Here is a 23113-nt window from a genome sequence, read left to right as displayed (position 1 = left end):
GCCGGGCTTCGCCTTTCGGGCGGCGCCCGGCTCGCCCGCGGTGATCACGCCCCTCACGCTCATGCCACGCAACGCTACGGTTCCCAGGACGGAGCTCCCATGACGGCCCATACCGATCTCGATGCCCTCTTCCAGCGTCACGCCACGGACCTCGCTGGCTACCTGCGGCGCCAGCTGGCCTGCCCCCACCTCGCCGAGGACCTCTGCCAGGAGGTCTTCCTGCGCCTTGGCCAGCACCCCGAACCCGCCCGCCTCGACGAGCCCCGGGCCTACCTGTTCCGCATGGCCCGCAACCTGGTCATCGACCATCACCGACGCTGCCGCTCGCGGCCCGTCAGCCAGCCCCTGGACGACCCCGCGCTCTGCCTCTCCTGTCCGCGCCCCTGCCCCGAGGAGGTCACCGAGCGTCGCCTCTGCCTGATGCGCCTGCGCGAGGCCCTGGACGCCCTGCCGGAACGGCTGCGCCAGGCGCTCACCTGGCACCGCCTCGAGGGGCTGACCCAGGCGGAGATCGGCCGCCGCCTCGGCGTCTCCGAGCGCATGGCCGGGCGCTACGTGGCCCAGGCCATCGAGCGGTGTCGAGCCCGGCTGGAGGACGCCGCCTGACACATAAGGCTTACTTGATAACGATTATTGTTTTATTTATCATCCAGCGACGACGTTCCCGGCGGAGGCCCCATGACCCACGCGCTGTCGACGCTCTATATCGGCCCCCTGGAGGGCCTGACGCCGCCCCGGGTCGCGCCGACGCCCGGCCCGAACGCCCTGCCCGCCAGCATCCTGCTCGAGCCGGCCTACCTCACCGAGCTGTTCGAGCGCTTCGGCCGAAAATACGGCCACGGCGACCGCCGGGCGGTGGCCTCGCTGTGGTCCAAGTGGCACTTCAGCGCGCTGGCCGCCCATGGCCTGGCGGCCAACCTGCTGCTCGAACGCGACCTGCCGCTGGGGCTTCATGAGCTGCACCTGGTGCAGTCCGACGAGGGCCAGACCGCCGGACTGGTGCTGCCCCATGCCGGCCGGCCCCTGGCCGAGCTCGAACCCGAGTCGCGCTTCGCCACCCTGCTCGACGCTCACCTGACGCCGCTGGTCGAGGCCCTGGCCGCGGCCACCGGCGCCTCGCCCAAGGTGTTCTGGAGCAACGCCGGCAACTACTTCGAGCACTTCGCCGGCGCCCTGGCCGACCACCCCATGGCCGGGCCTGACGTGGGCGACCCCGCGCGGGCGCTGATGGAGCGCCGCACCCTGCCCGATGGCCGCCGCAACCCGCTCTTCCGCCCAGTGCGCTACGTCACCCCCGCCAAGCCGAACCAGCCCGCGCGGGTGCGTCGGCTGTGCTGCATCCGCTACCTGATCGACGAGCTGGGCTACTGCGCCAACTGCCCACTGGAGTGTCGCCGCGGCGCCACGGCGGCGAGGGGCGCGGGGATGGCCAAGGCGAGCGCATGAGCGCGCGTAGCGCCCCGGCGCACTCTCACACCCTCCGGGACCTGCACGCCTATGGCCGGCACTACGGCCTCGACTATCGGGTGCCGGGCCTCTCGCCCCGCGCCGAGGTGCCGGTGATGACCGGGACGGTGCGTGAGTTCTCACCGCGCCCGGGCATGCAGCTGGTCGCCTCCGACGTGGAAGTGATCCATCGCTACGACTCCCTCTCCCGCACCCCTGCGCCACTGTCCATCGTGGTCATGCTGGAGGGCTACGCCGACGTCAGCCTCGAGAAGCGCACCCTGACGCTGACCCCCGGCATGGCGCTGAGCATCCGCCTCGATGCAGGTCACGGCCTGCGGGCGACGCAACCCGCCGGCCAGCGCCTGCGGGCCCTCACCCTCGGCCTCGACGAGAGCTGCCTGGCCCGGCTCGGGATGCGCCCGCCATGCGCCGACGCCTGCCCGCTTCGGGCCTGGCGGCTCCCCGAGCCGCTCCGCCTGGGCCTCGAGCAGGCCCTCGCCGCGCTGCTGCCCGGCGAGGCCCAGCGCCTGCTGCTCGAGGGGCTGAGCCTGCAGCTGCTGGCCCACGGCGGCGGCCTCGACGTCTCGCCGGCGTCGGACACCGCCCGGCTGACGCCCCTGGAGCGCCGGCGACTGGAGCGGGTCCGCGACATCCTCCACCACGATCCCGCCGCCGAGCATCGCCTCGCCGACCTGGCCGAGCTCGCCGCCATGAGCCCCGCCAGCCTGCGGCGCAAGTTCCAGGCGGCCTTCGGCCGCAGCGTGTTCGACTACCGGCGCGAGTGCCGACTGGCGCTGGCCCACGACTATCTGGCGCGGGGCTGCAGCGTCCAGCAGGCCGCCCACTTCTCGGGCTACCGCCACGCCAGCAACTTCGCGACCGCCTTTCGCCGCCACTTCGGCTACCCGCCGAGTTCCCTGCCACCGGCGACCTGATCACCTCGAATAGCCTCTTGAGCATTCGGCATACCCCGCCGGGCGGGCAAAAGGGAATACTTCTCATTCCCTAAAGCCACACGCTCTCAGCAAGGATGTCCCGCATGCCGACTCCACGTCCGCTGGCGCTGGCGGTGTCGCTCGCCACCGCAAGCCTCACCCTGACGGCCCACGCCGAAGAGGCCGAACGGCTCTCCACCCTGACCGTCACCGCCCAGGCCGCCACCAAGACCGAGACGCCCTTCAACGAGACGCCGCAGTCGGTCTCGGTCATCGAGAACGAGGAGTGGGAGGCCCGCGGCGCCGAAACCGTGCAGCGCGCCGCCGACTACACGCCGGGCGTCTATACCAACCAGATCGGCGCCTCCAACCGCTATGACTATCTGGTGCTGCGCGGCTTCACCGACGGCAGCGTCAGCAACACCTTCCTCGACGGCCTCAAGGTAATGAGCGATGGCGGCTCCTTCAGCTCGCTGGTCGTCGATCCCTGGTTCCTGGAACGCATCGAGGTGGTCAAGGGGCCGGCCTCGGTACTCTATGGCCGCGCCTCCCCGGGCGGCCTGGTAGCCCAGACCAGCAAGCGCCCCGAATTCGAGCACAGCGGCGAGGTGCGCCTCGGCATCGGCAACAACGCCCAGCGCAGCGCCGCCTTCGACCTCACCGGCCCGCTGGACGACGAGCGCCGCGTGGCTTTCCGAGTGACCGGCCTGGCACGAGCCGCCGACACCCAGTTCGGCCCGGTGGAGGAGGAGCGCTACGCCTTCGCCCCCCAGCTGAGCTGGGACGTCACCGACGCCACCAGCCTCACTCTGCACGCCTACCTGCACAAGGACCCCGAGGGCGGTTACCACTCGGGCCTGCCCTACGAAGGCACGGCGGAAGATCGCAACGGCCGTCGCATCTCCAATGACTTCTTCGAGGGCGAGGAGGACTTCGACAAGTTCGAGCGCGAACAGACGCTGGTGGGCTACGAGCTGGAGCACCGATTCAGCGACGCCCTGACCGGCCGCCAGACACTGCGCTACACCGAGTCCGACGTCGAGCTGGAGCAGGTCTACGCGTTCGGCTGGGCCAGCGACACCGAACTCAACCGCTACTATTCCAGTGGCGACGAGTCCCTCAAGGCCCTGGCGGTGGACAACCAGCTCGAGGCCCGCCTCACCACCGGGGCTGCCGAGCACACCCTGCTGGCCGGCGTCGACTACCAGCAGCGCGACAACGACGTGGTGTGGGGCTCCGGGGCCTTTCCCACCATCGATGCCTTCGACCCGCAGTACGGCGCCGAGCCCACCGCCTTCTATCCAGACGTGCGCCAGAAACGCGAACTGGAGCAGACCGGCGTCTACCTTCAGGACCAGCTGGCCCTCGGCAACTGGCGGCTGAACCTGGGCGGCCGTCACGACTGGGTCGATATCGCCAACACGGACCGAGACACCGGCGTGACCGGCGAGCTGGACGATACACAGTTCAGCGGCCGCGCCGGAGCCCTCTACCTGTTCGACAACGGCCTGGCGCCCTACGCCAGCTACACCACTTCCTTCAGCCCCAACGCCGCGACCGACCAGAACGGTGACCTGATCGAGCCGTCCCAGGGCGAGCAGGTGGAGACTGGCCTGAAGTTCCAACCGGCCGGTACCCAGGATCGCTACAGCGTGGCGCTCTTCCATATCACCCAGGAGAACCTGGCCACCAAGCGCGCCAGCGAGACCTTCTTCCGCGCCACCGGGGAGATCGAATCCCAGGGCGTCGAGCTGGAGGCCCATACCCGGCTGACCGATAACCTGCGCCTGCAGGTCGGCTACAGCTACACCGACGTGACCCTTGAGAAGACCGGCGATGCCAACGAGGGCAACACCGACAACTGGGTGCCCCGCCATCAGGCCTCGGTCTGGGGGCAGTACACCGTCCAGCAGGGCGGGCTCGCCGGACTGGATGCAGGCCTCGGGGTGCGCTACTACGCCGATATCTACGCCGACGAGGCCAATACCGAGAAGGTGCCCGACTACACCCTGGTCGACGCCACCCTGGGCTACGACCTGGCCAAAGCAGGTTTCGAGGGCGTCTCGGCGCGGCTCAACGTCAGCAACCTGCTCGACGAGGAGTACGTCGCCGGCTGCAGCGACATCGACTTCTGCTACTTCGGCGCCGAGCGCAGCGTCAAGGCCACCGTCAGCTACACCTTCTGACCCTCGCGCCTCACCCACTGCAGATGCTTGCCGGCGGCCCTCGGGCTGCCGGTTTTTTCGTGCCCGAGTGCCATCGGTGATGCCTCGGGTAATGAAAAAGCCCCGGCGAGCGACTCTAGAGAACCTGGGCAGGTGTGAGGGGTAAGACCGCACCGATCGCCCCCACGAGCTCGGCCGCGGCGATCCCTCCCTCAGCAACGACAAGGGCCCACCCCGTTACCGGGGTGGGCCCTGGATGGCCTGGTCGGGCGAGGCGATGGCTCAGTAGGTCCAGGTCAGGTTGGCCATGACGTGGCGCGGGGCGCCGTAGAAGCCCTGATCCCACTTCAGGCTGGTCAGGTAGGTCTCGTCGGTGACGTTGTTGACGTTGAGCGAGCCGGTGAGATGGTCGCTGAAGTCATAGCTCGCCATCAGGTCGACCAGCGCATAGGCGTCCTGGCGGGTCTTGCCGTCGGCATGGGTGCGCTCGCGCTCGATGTCGTCCTGCCAGCGCAGCCGGGCGCCGACCTTGAGCGCCTCCAGGGCGGCCGGCCGGTAGCTGGTGGTGGCGCGTACCAGGTGGCGGGGAATGTAGGTGTTGGTGGTCTCGCCCTCGGCGTCCTCGACCTCCAGGTAGGTGTAGCCGGCACTGGCCTGCCAGCCCGGCGCCAGCTCGCCGGCGAGGGTCACCTCGACGCCTTCGCTGGTGATGCCGTCGGCCGCCTTGTAGGCCTCGCGCCCGTTCACTCGACCGTCCGGCTGGGCCACGTTGTCCTGCTCGGTGCGGAACAGGGCCAGGGCGGCATCCGCGCCCCCGTCGAAGACGTCGGCCTTGAGCCCCAGCTCATAGCTGGCCCCCTCGATGGGATCGAGGTACTGGCCGCTGCGGTCCATCTCGGTCTGCGGCGTGAAGATCTCGGTATAGCTGGCGTAGAGCGAGGCGCGGTCGGTCAGGTCGTAGATCAGGCCGGCATAGGGCGTCAGCTCGTTGTCGAGGCTGGTGTCCTGGGAGCTGCCGTACTGCTCGCCCACGGTATCCAGCCAGCTCACCCGGGCGCCGGTGACCAGCGTCCAGCGGTCGGCCAGATCCAGCTTGCCGGCCCCGTAGGCGCTGCGCTCCTTGACGGTGGCATCGCCCACGGTGGACGGGAACGCCGCCCAGGCATCGGGCTCGGGGTAGTCGCCGTTCCAGTCGTCCAGCGGCGGCACGCCCTGGCCGCCCGCATCGAAGCTCGCCGTGGGGTAGCGCGACGTCTGCTGGTTGCGGCTCTGGCTCCAGTCCGTGCCCAGCACCAGCTGATGCGTCCGCCCGAACGCCTCGACGTCGCCCTTGGCGTGAACGTCGGCGACCCACTGCTCGAGATGGCGATCGTACTGGCTGAGGGTCAGCTGGTCGTCGGTGATGGCGCCGGTGTCGGCATTCGGTACGCCGTAGATGTAGAAGAGCTGGGTATCGGAAACCATGTCCAGATGCGTCAGCGTGCCCGTGAGCGACCAGTCGTCGGAGAGCCGCTGGGTCAGCTCGACGAAGCTGCGCTGCGTTTCCACGTCCCAGTAGGACCAGTTCGGCGCCACGCTGGTAGAGCGGTCATAGTCGGTGGAGTTGCCGGCCGAATCGTAGAGCGGCAACGCCCCCCACATGTTGCCGTCGGTGTCGTTCTGCTGCCAGGTGTGCCCCAGCGCCAGCCGGGTGCTGTCGGTCGGGTCCGCCTCCAGCACGCCGTAGAGCAGGCCGCGCTCGCGGTGCAGCCGATCCAGGTAGGAGTCGCCCTCCTGCCCCACGGCGACCAGGCGGCCGCGCACCCGGCCCGCGTCGTCGAGGGGGCCGGAGACGTCAACTTCCAGGCGACGATGGTCCCAGCTGCCCAGGGTGGTCGACACCGAGGCCTGGGGCGTCGCGGTGGGCCGCTTGCGGATGAAGTTGACGGTGGCTGCCGGATTGCCCGACCCGGACATCAGGCCGGTGGCGCCGCGCACCACCTCGACGCGGTCGTAGAGGGCGGTATCCATGTCGCCGTGGACGTTGTTGTAGGGCATGGGCAGGCGCAGCCCGTCGACCTGGAAGTTCGAGACCTCGAAGCCGCGCGCGGTGTAGTAGGTCCGGTCGGTCTCCAGCCGCTCTACCGTGACCCCCGGGGTGCTCTCCAAGACGTCGTTGATGGCGTCGAGACGGAAATCCTCGATCTGGGCGCGGGTGACCGTGGAGACGGACTGCGGCGTCTCGCGGGGTGTCAGGTCGAGCTTGGTCGCGGTGCTGGTCTGGGCGACCCGGTAGTCATCGGCGCCCTCGGTGACCAGCGACAGCGCCTCGGCCTCGACGGTGACCGTCTCGAGCGCTTCGGCGGACGCGGCCTCCTCGGCCAGCAGGGCGGGCGAGCCCAGCACGAGACTGCCGAGGGTGGCGAGGCCGAGGGCGCGGCGCACGGCCTGGGCAAGGGGGTCGACCCCGACGCGGCGGGAAGCGGATGGGAACATGGGGAAGCAAGCCTCTGGGTCTTATGCACAGGAACGCGCATGATAATGACTCGCATTGATAACAACAACCCAATTGAAACTTATTCTCGTTGGAAGCGTCCGCGTCGACCTATCGCCTCGGCGGCGGCCCTGCGGCCGCCGCCTGGAGGCAAAGAACGAGGCTCGCGTCAGTCCGAGGTCGCGATCGCCGCCTCGACTTCGCCGGTCTGCACCCGCCACTGGGCGGCGTAGCGGCCGTCCCGGGCGAGCAGCTCGGCGTGGGTGCCCCGCTCGACCACGCGACCGGCCTCGATGACGGCGATCGCATCGGCGTGGACGATGGTCGAGAGCCGATGGGCGATCATGATCACGGTGCGGCCGTGGCCGATGCGCGCGAGGGAGCGCTGGATCGCCGCCTCGGTCTCGTTGTCCACGGCGCTGGTGGCCTCGTCGAGCACCAGGATCGGCGGATCCTTGAGCAGCGCCCGGGCCAGCGACAGCCGCTGGCGCTGGCCGCCGGAGAGACGCACCCCGCGCTCGCCCACCGCGGTGTCGAGCCCCTGGGGCAGCGCCTGGATGAAGTCCCAGGCCTCGGCGGTGCGCGCCGCCTCGACGATCTCGGCCTCGGGAGCATCGGGCCTGCCGTAGGCGATGTTGTCGCGCACCGTGCCCTCGAACAGGTAGACGTCCTGGCTGACCAGGCCGATGGCCCCGCGCAGCGACGCCAGCGACACCGCGTCGATGGGCTGGCCGTCGACGGTCACCCGCCCCGCGTCGGGGTCGTGGAAGCGCAGCAGCAGCTTGATCAGCGTCGACTTGCCGGAGCCGGTAGCCCCGACCAGCGCCAGGGTATGCCCCGCCGGCACGGCCAGGTCGATGCCCTGGACCCCGGCGCCCCCCTCGTCGTACCGGAAGCTCACCGCCTCGAAGGCCACCGCGCCGCGCACCGGCGCGGCCAGCGCCTCGGTGGCCTCATCGCGCACCCGGATGGGCGTGGCGATCAGGTCGAGGATGCGCCGGGTGCTGGCCATGGCGCGCTCGAAGAGGTCGATCACCTGGGCCAGCCCGGTGAGCGGCCACAGCAGCCGCTGGGTGAGGAACACCAGCACACCGTAGGCGCCCACGTTGAGCTCGCCCGAGAGCGCCATCATGCCGCCCACGGTGAAGGTGGCGAGGAAGCCGGTGAGGATCGCCATGCGGATCACCGGGATGAAGGCGGAGCTCAAGCGAATCGCCCGGCGGTTCGCCGCCACGTAGGCCTCGCTGGCGGCCTTTAGGCGCTCGGCCTCGCGGGCCTCGGCGGTGAAGCTCTTGATGGTGGCGATGCCCGCCAGGTTGTTGGAGAGGCGGCTTGAGAGCTCGCCGACCCGTTCGCGGACGTCGGCGTAGAGCGGCCCGGCCTTGCGCTGGAAGTAGAAGGCGCCCCAGACGATCAGCGGGATGGGCGTGAAGGCCAGCAGCGCGATCAGCGGCGAGAGCACGAAGAACACCGCGCCCACCGCCACCACGGTCACCGCGACCTGGATCATGGCGTTGGCGCCGCCGTCGAGGAAGCGCTCGAGCTGGTTGACGTCGTCGTTCATGGTCGCCACCAGCTGTCCCGAGCTGCGTGACTCGAAGAAGCCCATGTCCAGCCGCTGGGCATGCTCGTAGGCGTCCTGGCGCAGGTCGGCCTGCAGCCGCTGGGCCAGGTTGCGCCAGAGGATCTGGAACAGGTACTCGAACAGCGACTCGCCGGCCCAGATGAAGAAGGTCAGCACGCCGAGCACCAGGATCTGCTGCTCGGCGGTGGTGAAGCCGAGCCCGGCGACGAAGCTCTCCTCCTGGTTGACCACCACGTCGATGGCCACGCCGATCAGGATCTCCGGGGCGATATCGAAGAGCTTGTTGAGGATCGAGCAGAGGGTGGCGGCGAGGATGCGACGCCGATAGCCCCGGGCATAGCGCAGGAGGCGCCCCAGGGCCTGGAAGCTGGAAGCGGTGGAAGACATCGAGACGGTCCTTGTTGGCGGGTGCCCAAGCCTACGGCATGTCGCCGCCCCAGCCAACCAATAGTATTGATAAGTATTATTATTTGGCTTACGCTTTGCGAAAATACTCACCGCCTCTCCGGGGCGGCCTTCCGCGAGCGGAGCCCCCATGATCGAAACGCGCGCCGCCTCCTTCGAGGTCAACGGCCAGTGCCTGCTTGAGCCCCTCGACCTGGAATTCGCCCAGGGCCGGGTCCACGGCCTGATCGGCCACAACGGCTCGGGCAAGTCGACCCTGCTCAAGCTGCTGGCCCGCCAGCAGGCCGCCAGCCGGGGGGAGCTTCGCCTGGACGGCAAGCCGATGACGGCCTGGGGCCATCGCGCCTTCGCGCGCCGGGTCGCCTACCTGCCCCAGCACCTGCCCGCCGCCGACCAACTCACCGGCCGCGAGCTGGTGGGCTTCGGCCGCTACCCCTGGCGCGGCCTGCTGGGCCGGCACGGCCGCGACGACGAGGCGGCCATCGACCGTGCCCTGGCCCTGACCCATACCGAGTCCTTCGCCGACCGCCAGGTGGACACCCTCTCCGGCGGCGAGCGCCAGCGGGTCTGGCTGGCCATGCTGCTCGCCCAGGGCAGTCGCTTCCTGCTCCTCGACGAGCCCCTGGCGGCGCTGGACGTCGCCCACCAGGTGGAAGTGCTGGCGCTGACCCGCCGGCTGTGCCGGGAGCTCGACCTCGGGGTGATCATCGTGCTCCACGACATCAACATGGCCTCGCGCTACTGCGACCGCCTGGTGGCCCTGCACGGCGGCCGCCTGCTGGCCCAGGGCACGCCCGAGGAGATGATGAACGGCGACACCCTGAAGGCCATCTACGGCATTCCCATGCACGTCATGGCCCACCCCCGTGGCGGGCACCGCGTCGCCATCGCCCACTAGTCACGCTGCCCCTGACCATGGAGCTCGCCGTGTTTTCCGGATCGCCCCGCCCTCGACGCGCCCCGACATGGCTCGCCGGCCTGGTCGCCGCGCTTTTCGCCGCCGCGGCGCCGGCCGATGCGCCACGCCTCGCCACCCTCGACTGGACCCTGGCCGAGACGCTGGTCGCGCTCGATGCGCCCCCCGTCGCGGTCGCCCAGGTCGAGGCCTACCACGCCTGGGTGGGCGAGCCGGCCCTGCCCGCCTCGACCCTCGACCTGGGGCTGAGAAGCCAGCCCAACCTGGAACGCCTGGCGAGCCTCGCCCCCGAGCGCATCCTGATCTCGCCGATGTTCGCCAACCTCGCGCCGCGTCTCGAGCGCATCGCCCCGGTATCGTCGCTGCCGCTCTACCGCCCCGATCGCGACACCTGGACGGAGATGCGCGAGTTGACCCTGTCGCTCGGCGAGCTGGTCGAGCGCCCCGCGGCGGCGACCCGGCTGATCGGTGAGACCGAGGCCCGACTCGACGCCCTGCGCCGGCGCCTCGGCGAGACCACGCCGCCACTGGTGGTCGTACAGTTCATGGATCGCCGCCACGTGCGTATCTTCGGCGACAACGGCCTCTACCAGGCGGTGCTCGACCGCCTCGGCCTCGACAACGCCTGGGACGGTCCCACCAACGCCTGGGGCTTCTCGCTGGTGGGCCTCGAGGCGCTGGCCGGCCTCGACGCCCGGCTGGTGGTGGTGGAGCCCTACCCCGCCGGGGTCCGCGAGCGCCTGGACGACGGCGGCCTCTGGGGTCACCTGGTCGAGGCGAGCCGCGGCGCCCCCCTCGTGCTGCCGCCGGTGTGGAGCTTCGGCGCCCTGCCCTCGGCCGCGCGTTTCGCCGAGCAGCTGGTGAGTGCCCTGGAGGCCGGCGATGCCGCCTGACGCCCTCGCCTCGCGCCAGCCCTGGCGCCCCCGGCTGACGCCGACCCTGCTCTGCCTGCCGCTCGCCCTCGGCGTGCTGGCCCTCGTCCTCGACCAGCTGCTCGACGGCCCTGGCCTGGAGGCCGGCCTGGCCGCGCTGCTCGACCCCGCGTCGCCGGGCGAGGCCGCCACGAGCCTGGTACTGCACTACGCCTGGTGGCCGCGGCTCGCCATGGCGCTGATCGCCGGCGGCGGCCTGGCGCTCGCCGGGGTGCTGATGCAGCAGGTGCTGCGCAACCCGCTGGCCGCCCCCGCCACCCTGGGCGTGGCGAGCGGTGCCAACCTGGCGCTGATGGCCGCCTCGCTGATGGCCCCGGGCCTGCTGGGGCTGGGGCGGGAATGGGTCGCGCTGGCCGGCGGCGGCCTGGCCATGGGACTTGTCTTCGCCCTGGCCTGGCGGCGCGGCCTGGCGCCGGTGGTGGTGGTGCTCGGCGGGCTGGTGGTCAACCTCTACTTCGGGGCACTCTCCATGGTACTGCTGCTCTTCCACCAGGAGGAGCTCAAGGGGCTGCTGATCTGGGGCGCCGGGTCGCTTTACCAGAACGGCTGGCAGGACGTCGCCTTCCTGGCGCCGCGCCTGGCGATCGGCGGCCTGCTCGCCTGGCTGCTGCTGCGCCCCCTGGCGGTCCTCGCCCTCGACGAGGCGGGCGCCAAGAGCCTCGGCGTCTCGCTCAAGCACCTGCGCCTCGCCGGCCTGGGGCTCGCCGTCTTTCTCACCGGCTGCGTGGTGAGCGTGGTGGGGATCGTCGGCTTCATCGGCCTGGCGGCGCCCAATATCGTGCGCCTGGCCGGCGCGCGGCGCCTGGGCGCGCGCCTCGCCTGGTCGACGCTGCTCGGCGCCCTGCTGCTGGCCGCCACCGACCTGGCGCTGCAGCGCGTCTCGAGCCACCTGCCCACCCTGATCCCCACCGGCGCCACCACCGCGGCCCTGGGCGCCCCGCTGCTGCTGTGGCTGATCCCGCGGCTGCGCCTCGGCGGCGAGACGCCCCCCCGCGAGGCCCGGACCCTCGGCCATCGCCATCCGGTCCCGCGGCGGCTGGCCGCCGGGCTCGCCATCGCCCTGCTCGGCGTGGGCGCGGTCGCGGTGCTCGCCGGCCAGGGGGCCAACGGCTGGCAGTGGGCGTCTCCCGGCGACTGGGGCGTGCTGCAGTGGCGCGCGCCCCGGGCGCTGGCTGCCGCCGCCTGCGGGGTGATGCTCGCCCTCGCCGGCACCCTGATCCAGCGCCTCACCGCCAACCCCATGGCCAGCCCCGAGGTGCTGGGCATCAGCGGCGGCAGCGCCATCGCCCTGATGGGCGCCATCTTCCTGCTGCCCGCCCCCGGCAACCTGACCCTGGTGACCGCCGGCACCCTGGGGGCACTGGCCAGCCTGGCCGTGCTGGTGGGCCTCAATCGCGGAAGCGGCTTCCAGCCGGAGCGGCTGCTGTTGACCGGCGTGGCGATCACCGCGCTGTTCGAGGCGATCAAGGGCGTGGTGCTGGCCGGTGGCGACCCACGCGGCCAGCAGGTGATCGCCTGGCTCTCCGGCTCCACCTACTACGTCGACCCGACCGCCGCGCTGGCGGTGGCCGCCGCGGCCCTGCTGCTGGCCCTGGTCGCCGCGCCGCTGGAGCGCTGGCTCGACATCCTGCCGCTGGGCGGCGCCACCGCCTCGGCCCTGGGGCTGCCCCTGGCCCGCGCGCGACTGGCGCTGCTGCTGATGGTGGCGCTGCTCACCGCCGGGGCCACCCTGGTGGTGGGGCCGCTCTCCTTCGTCGGCCTGCTGGCCCCGCACATGGCCCGCCTGCTGGGTTTCACCCGGGCCCGGGCGCATCTCGCCGGCGCCGCGCTCACCGGCGCCCTGCTGATGGTGCTGGCCGATGGCCTGGGCCGCCAGCTGCTGTTCCCCGAGGAGATCCCGGCGGGCCTGGTGGCCTCGCTGCTCGGCGGCGCCTACTTCATGTGGGGGCTGCGACGCCTGTGAAGGAGGCCAGGGCAAACGCCTGTCATTCCGCGTTGCCGCCTGCCCGACGCTGCCCTAGGATATCGCCCATGCTGCCGACACGCTCCTTACGCGGCCGGGCCGGACGACGCCGTCTCGCCCTGGCCCTTGCCTGTGCCCTCTCCCTCTGGCCCCTGCTGAGTCCGGCCCATCCTCACGGCTGGGTGGACGTCTCGGTGCGCGTCCAGGTGGATGAGCGCGGTCGGGTCGAGGCCCTGCAGCAACGCTGGCGCCTGGACCCCCTCTACAGCCTGCTGCTGCTGGAGGAGCTGCAAGCCGCCGAGGGCGAGGCCCCGATGGAGGCGCGCCTCGACCAGCTCGGCGTGGAGATCCGCCACAACCTCGCCCCGCAACACTACTTCACCCACGTCACCCAGGGCGGCGAAACGGTCGCGCTCGGTGAGGTGGAGCACCTCACCACCCTGGCGCGGGACGGCCGCGTCGAACTCATGTTCCGGCTGCCCCTGGCCGAGCCCCTGCCGCTCGGCCAGGGGCCGATGCACTACCGGATCTATGACCCGACCTACTATCTCGAGGTACTGCACGAGGCGGAGGGCGACACCCCCCGGCCCGACGCGCTGGTGGTGACGGGGGCCGACTGCGAGACGCGTATCATCGCCGCCGATCCCGACCCGGCCCGGGTCGCCGAGGCGGCACGCCTGGACCGTGATGCCCAGGCGCCGGAGGGGCTGGGACGCTTCTTTGCCGAGACCGGAGAGGTGCAATGCGATCCTCCCTGACTCCCGCCGAAGGCGCCCCGCGCCTCCCATGGCCCTGGCTGATCGGGCTCGGGGGACTGGTGCTGGCGGTGCTCGGCCTGGCCTGGATCGCCTCCGGCCAGGGATTCGGCCTGCAATTGGTGGCCTGGCAGCGCGACCTGCACCGCGCCCTCACCGAGGCGGTCGCCACCCTCGACGCCGTCCCGAGCGCGACTGCCTGGTTGAGCCTGCTCGGCCTCAGCTTCGGCTATGGCATCTTCCATGCCGCCGGTCCCGGCCATGGCAAGGCGGTGCTCTCCACCTACCTGCTTAGCCAGGGCGGCGCCCTGCGCCGGGCGCTGCTGCTCTCCTGCCTGGCCTCGCTGCTCCAGGCCGTGGTGGCCATTGCCCTGGTCACCCTGCTGGTTCATGGCCTCGGCTGGCTGACGCGCCAGGCCATGGGATCGGTGGTCTGGCTGGAGCAGGCCAGCTACCTGCTGGTCGCGATGCTGGGGCTCTGGCTGTGCTGGCGCGCACTGCGTCTGCCTCGTCAGGCGGCGGTCCATGATCATGCGCACGATCACCAGGCGTGCGACTGCGCCCACCACCTGACACCCCGCCAGGCCGAGGACTGGCGGGGCGCCCTGGCGGTGGTGGCGTCGATCGGCATGCGGCCCTGCAGCGGCAGCGTCCTGCTGGTCGGGGCCGCCTCCTTGCTCGGCCACTACTGGGCCGGGGTGCTGGCGGTGCTGGCCATGGCGGGAGGCACGGCCCTGACGGTCTCGGCGCTGGCCCTGGCCAGCGTCGTGGCCAGGGGGTGGGCCGAGCGTCGCCTGCAGCACTCCCTCCGCTGGCAAGGGCTCGAGCGAGGCTTTCGTTGGGTCGGCTTCGCGGGGGGCCTGCTCATCCTGCTCCTGGGCCTCTCCCTCTTCATGACCGGCATTCGCGCCCCTGGGGATGTCCTGCTCCTTAACGCACCGTCTCCGGGCCCGTCGCCCTCCGCCTCGCCGTTCGGCGGCGGCTAGCTCGTTTCCTGCCGATGGCCCCGGCCAACGGGCTCGACGGCGCCCGCTTCCTGCGGGCTGCAGGCCGCACCCGCGTGCCGCTACCAAGTCGCCATGAAAAAACGCCGCGCCTCTAAAAGGCGCGGCGCCAATGCGGGTCCGGAGCGGCGGGACCACTATCCCGCCTGACGATCTCAGCCGATGGCGTTCTGGTAGCGACGCTCGACGTCTTCCCAGTTGATGACGTTGAAGAAGGCCGCCACGTAGTCCGGACGCTTGTTCTGGTACTTCAGGTAGTAGGCGTGCTCCCAGACATCCAGGCCCAGCACGGGCCAGCGGCCCTCCATGATCGGGCTGTCCTGGTTGAGGGTGTTCTCCACCTTCAGGGTGCCCTCCGGCGTGACACTCAGCCAGGCCCAGCCACTGCCGAAACGGCCCAGTGCGGCCTTGGTGAAGGCCTCCTTGAAGGCGTCGAAGCCGCCCAGTTCGCTGTCGATGGCCTCGGCCACCTTGCCGTGGGGCTGACCGCCGCCGTCGGGCGACATCATCTGCCAGAACATGGAGTGGTTGGCGTGACCGCCGCCGTTGTTGATCACGGCCTGGCGGTGACTCTCCGGGACATGGTCGAGGTTCGCGATCAGCTCCTCGACGTGCACCTCCTCCAGTCCGGTGCCCTCGAGGGCGGCGTTGAGGTTGTTGACGTAGGTCTGATGGTGACGGGAGTGGTGAATCTCCATGGTCAGCGCATCGACGTGCGGTTCCAGGGCGTCGTAGGCATAGGGAAGATCAGGAAGGGTATGCGGCATGATGCTTCCTCCTTGCGGGTATCCGTGGGGCCGTCGCCCCGATTCACCACCAAGGATGGCAGAGAAGCGCACTTGTTGCTAATAGTTCTCGTTATCTCTTTTATAGCTCCCGTTAATCAAGGATATGCTCCCTATACGGCCGACCTACGACAAGGCCGGCCCCCGAGGAGGGGCCGGCCTTGAGGAGACGCGCAAGAGCGGGTTACAGCTTCTGCTCGAGCTCCGGCAGGTCGTCGAACGGGTCGCCGACGAGGCCGGTAACGATCAAGAGCGCGACCTGGAAGATCCCGATCTTCCGTTACAGCTTCTGTTCCAACTCCGGCAGGACGTCGAACAGGTCGCCGACCAGGCCGTAATCGGCCACCTGGAAGATCGGCGCCTCCTCGTCCTTGTTGATGGCGACGATCACCTTGGAGTCCTTCATGCCCGCCAGGTGCTGAATGGCGCCCGAGATGCCCACGGCGATGTAGAGCTCCGGGGCGACGATCTTGCCGGTCTGGCCGACCTGCATGTCGTTGGGCACGAAGCCGGCGTCGACCGCGGCGCGCGAGGCGCCGATGGCGGCACCCAGCTTGTCGGCGATACCGTCGAGCAGCTTGAAGTTCTCGCCGTTGCCCATGCCGCGTCCGCCGGAGATGACGACCTTGGCCGCACCCAGCTCGGGACGGTCGCTCTGCGCCAGCTCCTCGCCGACGAAGCTGGACTGGGCGTTGTCGACCACGACGTCCACGGCCTCGATGGCGGCGCTGCCGCCCTCGGCGACCGCGTCGAAGGCGGTGGCGCGCACGGTGATCACCTTCAGGGCGTCGTCGCTCTGCACGGTGGCGATGGCGTTGCCGGCGTAGATCGGCCGCTTGAAGGTGTCGGCACTCTCGACCGCGATGATCTCGGAGAGCTGCGCCACGTCCTTCAGCGCCGCGACCCGCGGCAGCACGTTCTTGCCGGTGGTGGAGGCCACCGCCAGCAGGTGGCTGTAGTCGTCGGCCAGTTCGGCCAGCAGCGCGCCCATGGGCTCGGCGAGCTGGTGGGCATAGACGGCGTGGTCGGCGACGCGAACGCGGCTCACGCCGTCGAGCTTGGCGGCCGCCTCGGCGATGGCGGAGACGTTCTCGCCGGCCACCAGCACGTCGATGTCGCCACCGATCTCTTTCGCCGCGGCGACCACGTGGGCGGTGGCGCCGGCCAGGGCGCCGTCATGGTGTTCGGCCAGGACGAGAATGCTCATGAGATCACCTTGGCTTCGTTCTTGAGTTTGTCCACGAGCTCATCGACGGAGCCCACCTTGACGCCGCCCTGGCGCTCGGCCGGCGGCTCGACCTTGACCAGCTTGACCTTGGAGGCCACCTCGATGCCAAGCTCCGCCGGGGTCTTGACGTCCATCGGCTTCTTCTTGGCCTTCATGATGTCGGGCAGCTTGGCGTAGCGCGGCTCGTTGAGGCGTAGGTCGGTGGTGACGATCGCCGGCAGGGTCAGTTCGACGGTCTGCAGGCCGCCGTCGATCTCGCGGGTCACCTTGGCCTTGTCGCCCTCGACGACCACCTCGGAGGCAAAGGTGCCCTGGGGCAGCCCGGTCAGCGCCGCCAGCATCTGGCCGGTCTGGTTGTTGTCGGTGTCGATGGCCTGCTTGCCGAGAATCGTGAGGCCCGGCTGCTCCTCCTCGACGATCTTGGCCAGCGCCTTGGCGGCACCCAGCGACTCGACCCGCTCGTCGGTCTCGACGTGCACGGCGCGATCGGCGCCCAGCGCCAGCGCGGTGCGCAGCTGCTCCTGGGCGGCCTTGGGCCCGACGGTAGCGACGACCACCTCGGTGGCCACGCCCTTCTCCTTCAGGCGCACCGCCTCTTCCACGGCGATCTCGCAGAAGGGGTTCATGGCCATCTTGACGTTGGTGAGGTCGACGTCGGAGTGGTCCGGCTTGACCCGGATCTTGACGTTGTAGTCGATGACGCGTTTGACCGCGACGAGTACCTTCATAGTGTCCTCGCTTGGTTCACTCTGGGAACCTGATGATGAGAGAAGCGGCCTCGACCACCCAAGCGAGCGGGCGGGAAACACGCCTCCTTGGAACCGGCCGGCATACTCTTATGCGTTTCATGCAAGCGTTTGATAGGCGCTGCAGCGAAAAACGTTCCCAATGTGCCATGACCGGCCCGGATCAACAATCCCCGGCCTGACGGGGCCCATTCCTGCCTGCACCGCCCCCTGCACCATCGCAGGGGGTGACCCTTTACCGCTATTATGCCTATCATGAGACATGGCTAGAAGCAAACGACCGTTTTAAATCCTATCGACGTTGGTCGCATCCGCCGGCCGCGTCCTCGGGGACAGAAGGAGAAGAGCAGGTGGAAGAACAAGTCGAACGCGATTCCATGGACTTCGATGTGGTCATCGTCGGTGCCGGCCCCTCGGGCCTCTCGGCGGCGTCGCGCCTGATGCAGCAGGCCAACGAGGCCGGCCAGGAGCTGACGGTGTGCGTGGTGGAGAAGGGCTCCGAGGTGGGCGCCCACATCCTCTCCGGGGCCGTCTTCGAGCCCCGCGCCCTCAACGAGCTGTTCCCCGACTGGGAGGAGCGCGGCGCGCCGCTGACCACCCCCGCGACCCGCGACGAGCTCTATCTCCTCAAGGACGCCGAGAAGGCCCAGAAGCTGCCCAACGCCCTGGTACCGAAGACCATGCACAACACCGGCGGGGACATCACCCGCTACGTGATCAGCGCCGGCAACCTGTGCCGCTGGCTCGCCGAGCAGGCCGAGGCGCTGGGCGTGGAGATCTTCCCCGGCTTCGCCGCACAGGAGGTGATCGTCGAGGAAGGGGTGGTCAAGGGGATCCTCGTCGGCGACATGGGCGTGGGCGCCGACGGCCAGCCCAAGGACGGCCACATGCCGGGCATGGAGCTGCGCGCCAAGTACACCCTGTTCGCCGAGGGGGCCCGCGGCCACCTGGGCAAGCGGCTGATCCGCGACTTCGAGCTCGACGCGGGCAAGGACCCCCAGCACTACGGCATCGGCCTGAAGGAGCTGTGGGACGTCCCCGCTGAGCAGCACGAGCCGGGCCTGGTGCTGCATGGCTCCGGCTGGCCGCTGGACAAGCAGACCCACGGCGGCTGGTTCCTCTATCACGCCGAGAACCAGCAGGTGGTGGTCGGCCTGATCATGGACCTATCCTACCAGAACCCCTGGCTCTCGCCCTTCGACGAGTTCCAGCGCATGAAGCACCATCCGGTGCTCAAGACGCACCTCGAGGGAGGCAAGCGGGTGGCCTACGGCGCCCGGGCCATCGCCAAGGGCGGCCTCAACTGCCTGCCGAAGATGACCTTCCCCGGGGGCCTGCTGATCGGCTGTGACGCCGGCACCCTGAACTTCGCCAAGATCAAGGGCCTGCACACCGCCATGAAGTCCGGCCTGGTGGCCGCCGAGGCGGTCTTCGAGGCCCTTAAAGAGGGCGACGAGGGCGGACGCGAGCTCACTTCCTTCACCGAGAAGTGGGAGGCGAGCTGGGCCTACCAGGAACTCGACGAGAGCCGCAGCTTCGGCCCGGCGATCCACAAGTACGGCACCGTCGGCGGCGGCGCCTACAACTTCCTCGACCAGCTGCTCGGCGGCAAGCTGCCCAACGTCCACGACACCACGCCGGACCACGCCACCCTGAAGCCGGCGGCCGAGTGCGAGAAGATCGACTACCCGAAGCCCGACGGCAAGCTCTCCTTCGACAAGCCCTCCTCGGTGTTCCTGTCGAACACCAACCACGAGGAGGACCAGCCCTGCCACTTGAAGCTGGCCGACCCGGAGCTGCCGATCCGCGACAACCTGCCCACCTATGCCGAGCCGGCAAGCCGCTACTGCCCGGCCGGGGTCTACGAGGTGGTCGAGGCCGACGATGGCACGCCCAAGTTCCAGATCAACTTCCAGAACTGCGTGCACTGCAAGACCTGCGACATCAAGGATCCCGCCCAGAACATCACCTGGGTGGCGCCGGAGGGCGGCGGCGGGCCGAACTACCCGAACATGTAACGCATGCCCCGCCTAAACGGCCCCAACGAAGCGGCCCCGCCATTGGCGGGGCCGCTTCACGTTCCGTGGCTGGTGTCGATCGAGCGTCCGCGTCGCGTCAGTCGCCGGTGGCGATGGGGCGCGCGGGGTCCGTGATCCACTCGCTCCAGGAGCCGACGAAGAGCTTCGGCAGCGCCCGGCCCGCCACGGCGTAGGCCAGCACGTTGTGGCAGGCGGTGACCCCCGAGCCGCAGTAGGCGATCAGCGCGTCGGCCTCGGGCAGCTCGCGGGCGAGCATCGCGGCGCGCTTGAAGTGGCCGCCGGCGTCGAGGTTGTCGGCGCTGGGGCGGCATACCGCGCCGGGGATGTGGCCGGCCACCGGGTCCACGGGTTCGGCCTCGCCGCGAAAGCGCTCGCGGCTGCGGGCGTCGACCTTCAGGGCATCGGCGGTGGCGACCTCGTCCACCCCGACGAGGGCCGTGTCGCGATAGGCCGGCTGCCAGCGCGACGGCGCCGGCACGGCGTCCGGGTCGCCATCCTCGCGAAGCTCGCCCCCCGCGGCCAGCCAGGCCTTCACCCCGCCGTCGAGCAGGCGCACGTCGGGATGCCCCGCCCAGCGGGCGAGCATCCACCAGGCCCGCGCCGCGGCGAGCTGCCCGCCCATGTCGTCGTAGACCACCACCGGCTGATCCGGCGTGATGCCCAGCCGCTGCAGCACCGCGGTGAAGGCCTCGGGGGCGGGCAGCGGATGCCGGCCATCCGCCCCCGGCGCGGCGGCCAGGTCGCGATCGAGGTCGAGGTGGTAGCTGCCCGGCAGGTGCGTCTCGATCCACAGCCGGCGACCGGCATCGGGCTCGCCCAGGCGGGCGCGACAGTCCAGCAGGCGGGGCGGTCGGGGGCCCTCGAGGGCATCAACCAGGGTGGCGGCCGAGATCAGCGGCTCGTTCATGCGTCGACTCCGTCCAGCAGTTCGATGGGGGCGCGACAGGCGATCAGTCGGCGCCGGCCGGCCGTGCGGAAGCGTACCTCGATCACCGGGTTGTCGGGGTCGCCCTCGACCACGTCGATCTGCCCCTCGCCGAAGACCGCATGGCGCAGGGCCTGGCCGACCCGGAACTGGCCCGGGGCGATGTGCCCCGGCGCGGGTGAGGCGGGGCGAGCCTTCGCCAGCGGCAGCGACCGGCCCAGCGCCGTCAGGTAGCGGCCGACCAGCGCGGGGTCGGCAACCTCCAGCGGGGCGCCCGCCCCTTCCCCGGCCCCCTCGGCCTCGGCCAGCCGCCGGGCGACCCGCTCGCCGTCCTGCCAGGCGGATTCGCCGATGAAGCGGCTGGGGCGGTGCTCGCCGCCGTCGTGGAGCAGCACCAGGCGCTCCTGGGCGCGGGTGATGGCCACGTAGAAGAGGCGCCGCTCCTCCTCCAGCCGCGCCGGGGTCAGCGGGTTGTCGCGGGTGTAGTGGGGAAAGTCCTCCTCGTTGGTGCCGGCCAGCAGCACCAGCGGCCACTCGAGCCCCTTGGCCCCGTGCACGGTGGTGATCAGCACGCCGTCCTGGCGGTTCTCGACCGGACGGCACAAGAGCTCGATGAAGGCGGCGGTGTCGTGGCCGAGCTCCCGGGCCTGCTCGACCAGCACGTCGAGCAGCCGCACGTCCTCCTCGCCCTTGTCACGCCGCGCGGCGGCCCGCTTGAGGACCTTCTCGGCCTCCACCGCCTCGAGCACGTGCTCGAGCAGGCGGGCCGGCGGCCAGGCCGAGCGCCGCGGCAACTCGCAGAGCAGCGCCCAGCGCCGCTTCAGGGTACGCCGCTGGTGGGGCTTGAGCCCTTCCAGCAGGGGATCGTGACGCTCCGGCCAGCGCTGGGTCTCGGCCAGCCGGGTGGCCAGGGCGGCGATCCGCTCCCGGGCCACGAAGGAGGTCGGCTGGGCGAGCAGCAGGGCGAGGTGCCCCGGGTCCTGGAGCAGCCGGGGCTCCAGGGCCAGGCGCAGGTAGCCCGCCAGGGCCTCCACCAGCGGCAGGCGGAAGACGAAGCGGTCCTCCCGGGCCAGCCGGAAGGGGATGCCCTCGCGCAGCAGCGCCAGCTGCAGCGGCACCGAGAGCGCCCAGCTGCGCACCAGCAGGCAGGCCTCGTCGAGGCCCCGCCCCTGGCGCTGCCAGGCGGCGAGCTCGTCGAGCAGCGCCGAGCCGCCCTGCCCCACCGCGAGCCCGGTACAAGGATTGCCGGGGGCGGCCAGGCAGAGCTGGTCCGGGCGCCGGCGGTTGGCGGCGATGGCGTGGTTGGCGGTCAGCGCCAGGGCGTGGCCGTGGCGGAAGGTGGTGGAGAGCGGGTAGTCGTGCGCCGCCCCGAAGGTGGCGGTGAAGTTCTCCAGCATGGTGTCGGGGTGGGCGCCGCGCCACTCGTAGATGCACTGGTTGGCATCGCCCACCGCCATCACCTCGGCCTCTCGGCCGGCGAGCAGCGCCAGCAGGCGCTGCTGGGCGGTATTGATGTCCTGGTACTCGTCGATCACCACGTGATCGAGGAAGCCCTGCACCCGGCGCCGGAGCGCGGCGTCCTCCTCCAGCGCCCGCAGCGGCCGGTAGAGCAGGTCGGCGAAGGTCATCAGTCCCTGCTCGGCCAGCAGCCGCTCGGCGTGCTCGAAGGCGGCCACGAAGTGGCCGGTCTCCTCGCCGAAGTCGAGGCGCGCGTGCAGCTCGGCGGGCGAGGCCATCTCGGCCTTCACCAGCCCGCAGAAGTGGGCCAGCGCCTCGAGGCGCTCGGCGTCCAGCGCCGTCTCCCGGGCCTCGGGCTCCTCGGCGAGCGCCGCCAGGGTCGCCTGGCGCAGCAGCCGCTCGAGCTGCCAGTCGGCGGTGAGCAGCTGGCGAGGCGCCAGCGCGCCCCAGCGGGTCAGGCTGGCGGAGAGCCGGTGGCCCAGCGAGTGGAAGGTACGCACGTCGGGCAGCGCCTGGCCGGCCGGTGCCATGGCCGCGAGCCGGGCCTGGAAGTCCTCCCGGGCCGAGCGGTTGAACATCAGCACCAGTATCCGCCCCGGGGGCACGCCACGCGCCAGCAGGTGCAGCACCCGGGCGACCATGGTGGTGGTCTTGCCGGCCCCGGCCACGGCCGCGACCCGGGCGTGGCCCTGCGCGTGGGCGACCACCGCCCGCTGCTCGGCGGTCAGCGACGGGCTCGCGGTAGCACCCTCGCTCATGGACCCTCGCCGTCCCGGCGCTCGTCCGCCTCGAGCCGGCCGAGGGGTTGCCAGACGCCGCCGCTGGTCAGGCCCAGCTCCAGGGCGCCCTTCTCCCCCTTGCGAGTCTCGGCTCCCTCGACGAGGCGGTAGTAGACGTTGCGCCCCAGCCGGGCGGCGAGGCCGAAGCGGATCGGCACCTCGGGGACCGTCTCCCCGGCCGGCGTCTCGCTGAGGGTCAGCCGGCAGCCATCGTCGAGGCGCACCCGATCGCCGACGTTGGTGGCTAGCCACCAGTCGCCATCGGCGTCGGGCTCGGCGTCAACGACCAGGAAGGGACGATCCTCGACGCGGATGCGCTGCATCTCGGCCGGCGTGACCAGCCAGTAGTCGCCGTCCGCCTCGCGGCGCAGGATGGTCGACAGCAGCCGCACCAGCCGCGGCCGCGCGATGGCCGTGCCCTCGTGGAGCCAGCGCCCGTCGGCGGCGATGGTCAGGTCCATCTCGCCGCGCTGCGCGGGGTGCCAGCGATCCACGGGGGGGATCTCGCCGTGGGGCTCGATCTGCGCCAGCAGGGGGTCGAGGGTCATGGCAGCGGCCTTTGTCGGTGGCG

Annotated in this window: 18 protein-coding genes; 10 read left to right on the top strand and 8 right to left on the bottom strand. The window is 70.8% G+C overall.

Annotated elements, in window-relative coordinates; translation table 11 throughout:
• Window positions 1-99: 99 nt before the first annotated feature.
• The 4 genes from C9F13_RS13930 to C9F13_RS13915 all read left to right on the top strand — a co-directional run bounded on the left by C9F13_RS13930 (window position 100) and on the right by C9F13_RS13915 (window position 4570).
• Entirely contained in the window at window positions 100-606 is a 507-nt protein-coding gene (locus tag C9F13_RS13930; RefSeq protein WP_108446876.1) for an RNA polymerase sigma factor, read from the top strand.
• A gap of 72 nt (window positions 607-678) precedes the next feature.
• Entirely contained in the window at window positions 679-1446 is a 768-nt protein-coding gene (gene fhuF / locus C9F13_RS13925; RefSeq protein WP_108446875.1) for a siderophore-iron reductase FhuF, read from the top strand.
• The gene (locus tag C9F13_RS13920) at window positions 1443-2384 is read left to right on the top strand and encodes a helix-turn-helix transcriptional regulator (protein ID WP_108446943.1); all 942 of its coding nucleotides are present in this window, start codon (window positions 1443-1445) and stop codon (window positions 2382-2384) included. The genes fhuF and C9F13_RS13920 overlap by 4 nt, the downstream gene beginning before the upstream one ends.
• A 104-nt stretch (window positions 2385-2488) precedes the next feature.
• Complete coding sequence (locus C9F13_RS13915) at window positions 2489-4570, top strand: TonB-dependent siderophore receptor (protein WP_108446874.1); 2082 nt, start codon at window positions 2489-2491, stop codon at window positions 4568-4570.
• A 261-nt stretch (window positions 4571-4831) separates the two neighbouring features.
• On the opposite strand, the gene C9F13_RS13910 is transcribed toward C9F13_RS13915, so the two are convergent.
• Window positions 4832-7024, bottom strand: a complete 2193-nt coding sequence (locus C9F13_RS13910) for a TonB-dependent siderophore receptor (protein ID WP_108446873.1) — start codon at window positions 7022-7024, stop codon at window positions 4832-4834.
• Window positions 7025-7191: 167 nt separating this feature from the next.
• Entirely contained in the window at window positions 7192-8994 is a 1803-nt protein-coding gene (locus C9F13_RS13905; RefSeq protein ID WP_108446872.1) for an ABC transporter ATP-binding protein, read from the bottom strand.
• Window positions 8995-9142: 148 nt separating this feature from the next.
• Between C9F13_RS13905 and C9F13_RS13900 the strand changes: the two genes are divergently transcribed.
• The 5 genes from C9F13_RS13900 to C9F13_RS13880 all read left to right on the top strand — a co-directional run bounded on the left by C9F13_RS13900 (window position 9143) and on the right by C9F13_RS13880 (window position 14564).
• Window positions 9143-9910 carry an ABC transporter ATP-binding protein gene (locus tag C9F13_RS13900; protein WP_108446871.1) on the top strand — a complete coding sequence of 256 codons (768 nt, stop codon included), beginning with the start codon at window positions 9143-9145 and terminating at the stop codon, window positions 9908-9910.
• A 29-nt stretch (window positions 9911-9939) separates the two neighbouring features.
• On the top strand, window positions 9940-10821 hold the full coding sequence (locus tag C9F13_RS13895; RefSeq protein WP_245888785.1) for an iron-siderophore ABC transporter substrate-binding protein: 882 nt from the start codon (window positions 9940-9942) through the stop codon (window positions 10819-10821).
• On the top strand, window positions 10811-12823 hold the full coding sequence (gene fhuB / locus C9F13_RS13890; protein ID WP_108446869.1) for a Fe(3+)-hydroxamate ABC transporter permease FhuB: 2013 nt from the start codon (window positions 10811-10813) through the stop codon (window positions 12821-12823). Before C9F13_RS13895 ends, fhuB begins: the two co-directional genes overlap by 11 nt.
• Before the next feature lie 68 nt (window positions 12824-12891).
• Entirely contained in the window at window positions 12892-13581 is a 690-nt protein-coding gene (locus C9F13_RS13885; RefSeq protein WP_108446868.1) for a DUF1007 family protein, read from the top strand.
• Entirely contained in the window at window positions 13566-14564 is a 999-nt protein-coding gene (locus C9F13_RS13880; RefSeq protein WP_108446867.1) for a nickel/cobalt transporter, read from the top strand. Before C9F13_RS13885 ends, C9F13_RS13880 begins: the two co-directional genes overlap by 16 nt.
• A gap of 173 nt (window positions 14565-14737) precedes the next feature.
• Here C9F13_RS13880 and C9F13_RS13875 read toward each other — a convergent pair whose 3' ends face one another.
• From C9F13_RS13875 to C9F13_RS13865, 3 genes are all read right to left on the bottom strand, one after another.
• Complete coding sequence (locus C9F13_RS13875; RefSeq protein ID WP_108446866.1) at window positions 14738-15349, bottom strand: superoxide dismutase; 612 nt, start codon at window positions 15347-15349, stop codon at window positions 14738-14740.
• A 298-nt stretch (window positions 15350-15647) separates the two neighbouring features.
• The gene (locus C9F13_RS13870) at window positions 15648-16574 is read right to left on the bottom strand and encodes an electron transfer flavoprotein subunit alpha/FixB family protein (RefSeq protein WP_108446865.1); all 927 of its coding nucleotides are present in this window, start codon (window positions 16572-16574) and stop codon (window positions 15648-15650) included.
• Window positions 16571-17323 carry an electron transfer flavoprotein subunit beta/FixA family protein gene (locus tag C9F13_RS13865; protein WP_108446864.1) on the bottom strand — a complete coding sequence of 251 codons (753 nt, stop codon included), beginning with the start codon at window positions 17321-17323 and terminating at the stop codon, window positions 16571-16573. The genes C9F13_RS13870 and C9F13_RS13865 overlap by 4 nt, the downstream gene beginning before the upstream one ends.
• A gap of 395 nt (window positions 17324-17718) precedes the next feature.
• On the opposite strand from C9F13_RS13865, the gene C9F13_RS13860 reads away from it, so the two are divergent.
• Window positions 17719-19359 (top strand): electron transfer flavoprotein-ubiquinone oxidoreductase, encoded by a 1641-nt coding sequence (locus tag C9F13_RS13860; RefSeq protein ID WP_108446942.1) that lies wholly within the window; start codon window positions 17719-17721, stop codon window positions 19357-19359.
• A gap of 97 nt (window positions 19360-19456) precedes the next feature.
• On the opposite strand, the gene C9F13_RS13855 is transcribed toward C9F13_RS13860, so the two are convergent.
• The 3 genes from C9F13_RS13855 to C9F13_RS13845 are packed head-to-tail and all read right to left on the bottom strand — an operon-like array spanning window position 19457 to window position 23090.
• Entirely contained in the window at window positions 19457-20287 is an 831-nt protein-coding gene (locus C9F13_RS13855) for a sulfurtransferase (RefSeq protein WP_108446863.1), read from the bottom strand.
• Complete coding sequence (locus C9F13_RS13850) at window positions 20284-22521, bottom strand: ATP-dependent helicase (RefSeq protein ID WP_108446862.1); 2238 nt, start codon at window positions 22519-22521, stop codon at window positions 20284-20286. The genes C9F13_RS13855 and C9F13_RS13850 overlap by 4 nt, the downstream gene beginning before the upstream one ends.
• Window positions 22518-23090, bottom strand: a complete 573-nt coding sequence (locus tag C9F13_RS13845) for a DUF1285 domain-containing protein (protein WP_108446861.1) — start codon at window positions 23088-23090, stop codon at window positions 22518-22520. The genes C9F13_RS13850 and C9F13_RS13845 overlap by 4 nt, the downstream gene beginning before the upstream one ends.
• Between the last annotated feature and the right edge of the window lie 23 nt (window positions 23091-23113).

The organism is Halomonas denitrificans, assembly GCF_003056305.1.
Classification (GTDB): Bacteria; Pseudomonadota; Gammaproteobacteria; order Pseudomonadales; family Halomonadaceae; genus Halomonas; species Halomonas denitrificans.
The sequence above is the reverse complement of the archived record's forward strand: the minus strand, read 5'-3'. Positions and strand labels throughout refer to the sequence as shown.

Excerpts from the sequence above, each read along its gene's own strand:
- C9F13_RS13930 (WP_108446876.1), top strand. The coding sequence starts at position 100 with ATGACGGCCCATACCGATCTCGATGCCCTCTTCCAGCGTCACGCCACG.
- fhuF (WP_108446875.1), top strand. The coding sequence starts at position 679 with ATGACCCACGCGCTGTCGACGCTCTATATCGGCCCCCTGGAGGGCCTG.
- C9F13_RS13920 (WP_108446943.1), top strand. The coding sequence starts at position 1,443 with ATGAGCGCGCGTAGCGCCCCGGCGCACTCTCACACCCTCCGGGACCTG.
- C9F13_RS13915 (WP_108446874.1), top strand. The coding sequence starts at position 2,489 with ATGCCGACTCCACGTCCGCTGGCGCTGGCGGTGTCGCTCGCCACCGCA.
- C9F13_RS13910 (WP_108446873.1), bottom strand. The coding sequence starts at position 7,024 with ATGTTCCCATCCGCTTCCCGCCGCGTCGGGGTCGACCCCCTTGCCCAG.
- C9F13_RS13905 (WP_108446872.1), bottom strand. The coding sequence starts at position 8,994 with ATGTCTTCCACCGCTTCCAGCTTCCAGGCCCTGGGGCGCCTCCTGCGC.
- C9F13_RS13900 (WP_108446871.1), top strand. The coding sequence starts at position 9,143 with ATGATCGAAACGCGCGCCGCCTCCTTCGAGGTCAACGGCCAGTGCCTG.
- fhuB (WP_108446869.1), top strand. The coding sequence starts at position 10,811 with ATGCCGCCTGACGCCCTCGCCTCGCGCCAGCCCTGGCGCCCCCGGCTG.
- C9F13_RS13885 (WP_108446868.1), top strand. The coding sequence starts at position 12,892 with ATGCTGCCGACACGCTCCTTACGCGGCCGGGCCGGACGACGCCGTCTC.
- C9F13_RS13880 (WP_108446867.1), top strand. The coding sequence starts at position 13,566 with ATGCGATCCTCCCTGACTCCCGCCGAAGGCGCCCCGCGCCTCCCATGG.
- C9F13_RS13875 (WP_108446866.1), bottom strand. The coding sequence starts at position 15,349 with ATGCCGCATACCCTTCCTGATCTTCCCTATGCCTACGACGCCCTGGAA.
- C9F13_RS13870 (WP_108446865.1), bottom strand. The coding sequence starts at position 16,574 with ATGAGCATTCTCGTCCTGGCCGAACACCATGACGGCGCCCTGGCCGGC.
- C9F13_RS13865 (WP_108446864.1), bottom strand. The coding sequence starts at position 17,323 with ATGAAGGTACTCGTCGCGGTCAAACGCGTCATCGACTACAACGTCAAG.
- C9F13_RS13860 (WP_108446942.1), top strand. The coding sequence starts at position 17,719 with ATGGACTTCGATGTGGTCATCGTCGGTGCCGGCCCCTCGGGCCTCTCG.
- C9F13_RS13855 (WP_108446863.1), bottom strand. The coding sequence starts at position 20,287 with ATGAACGAGCCGCTGATCTCGGCCGCCACCCTGGTTGATGCCCTCGAG.
- C9F13_RS13850 (WP_108446862.1), bottom strand. The coding sequence starts at position 22,521 with ATGAGCGAGGGTGCTACCGCGAGCCCGTCGCTGACCGCCGAGCAGCGG.
- C9F13_RS13845 (WP_108446861.1), bottom strand. The coding sequence starts at position 23,090 with ATGACCCTCGACCCCCTGCTGGCGCAGATCGAGCCCCACGGCGAGATC.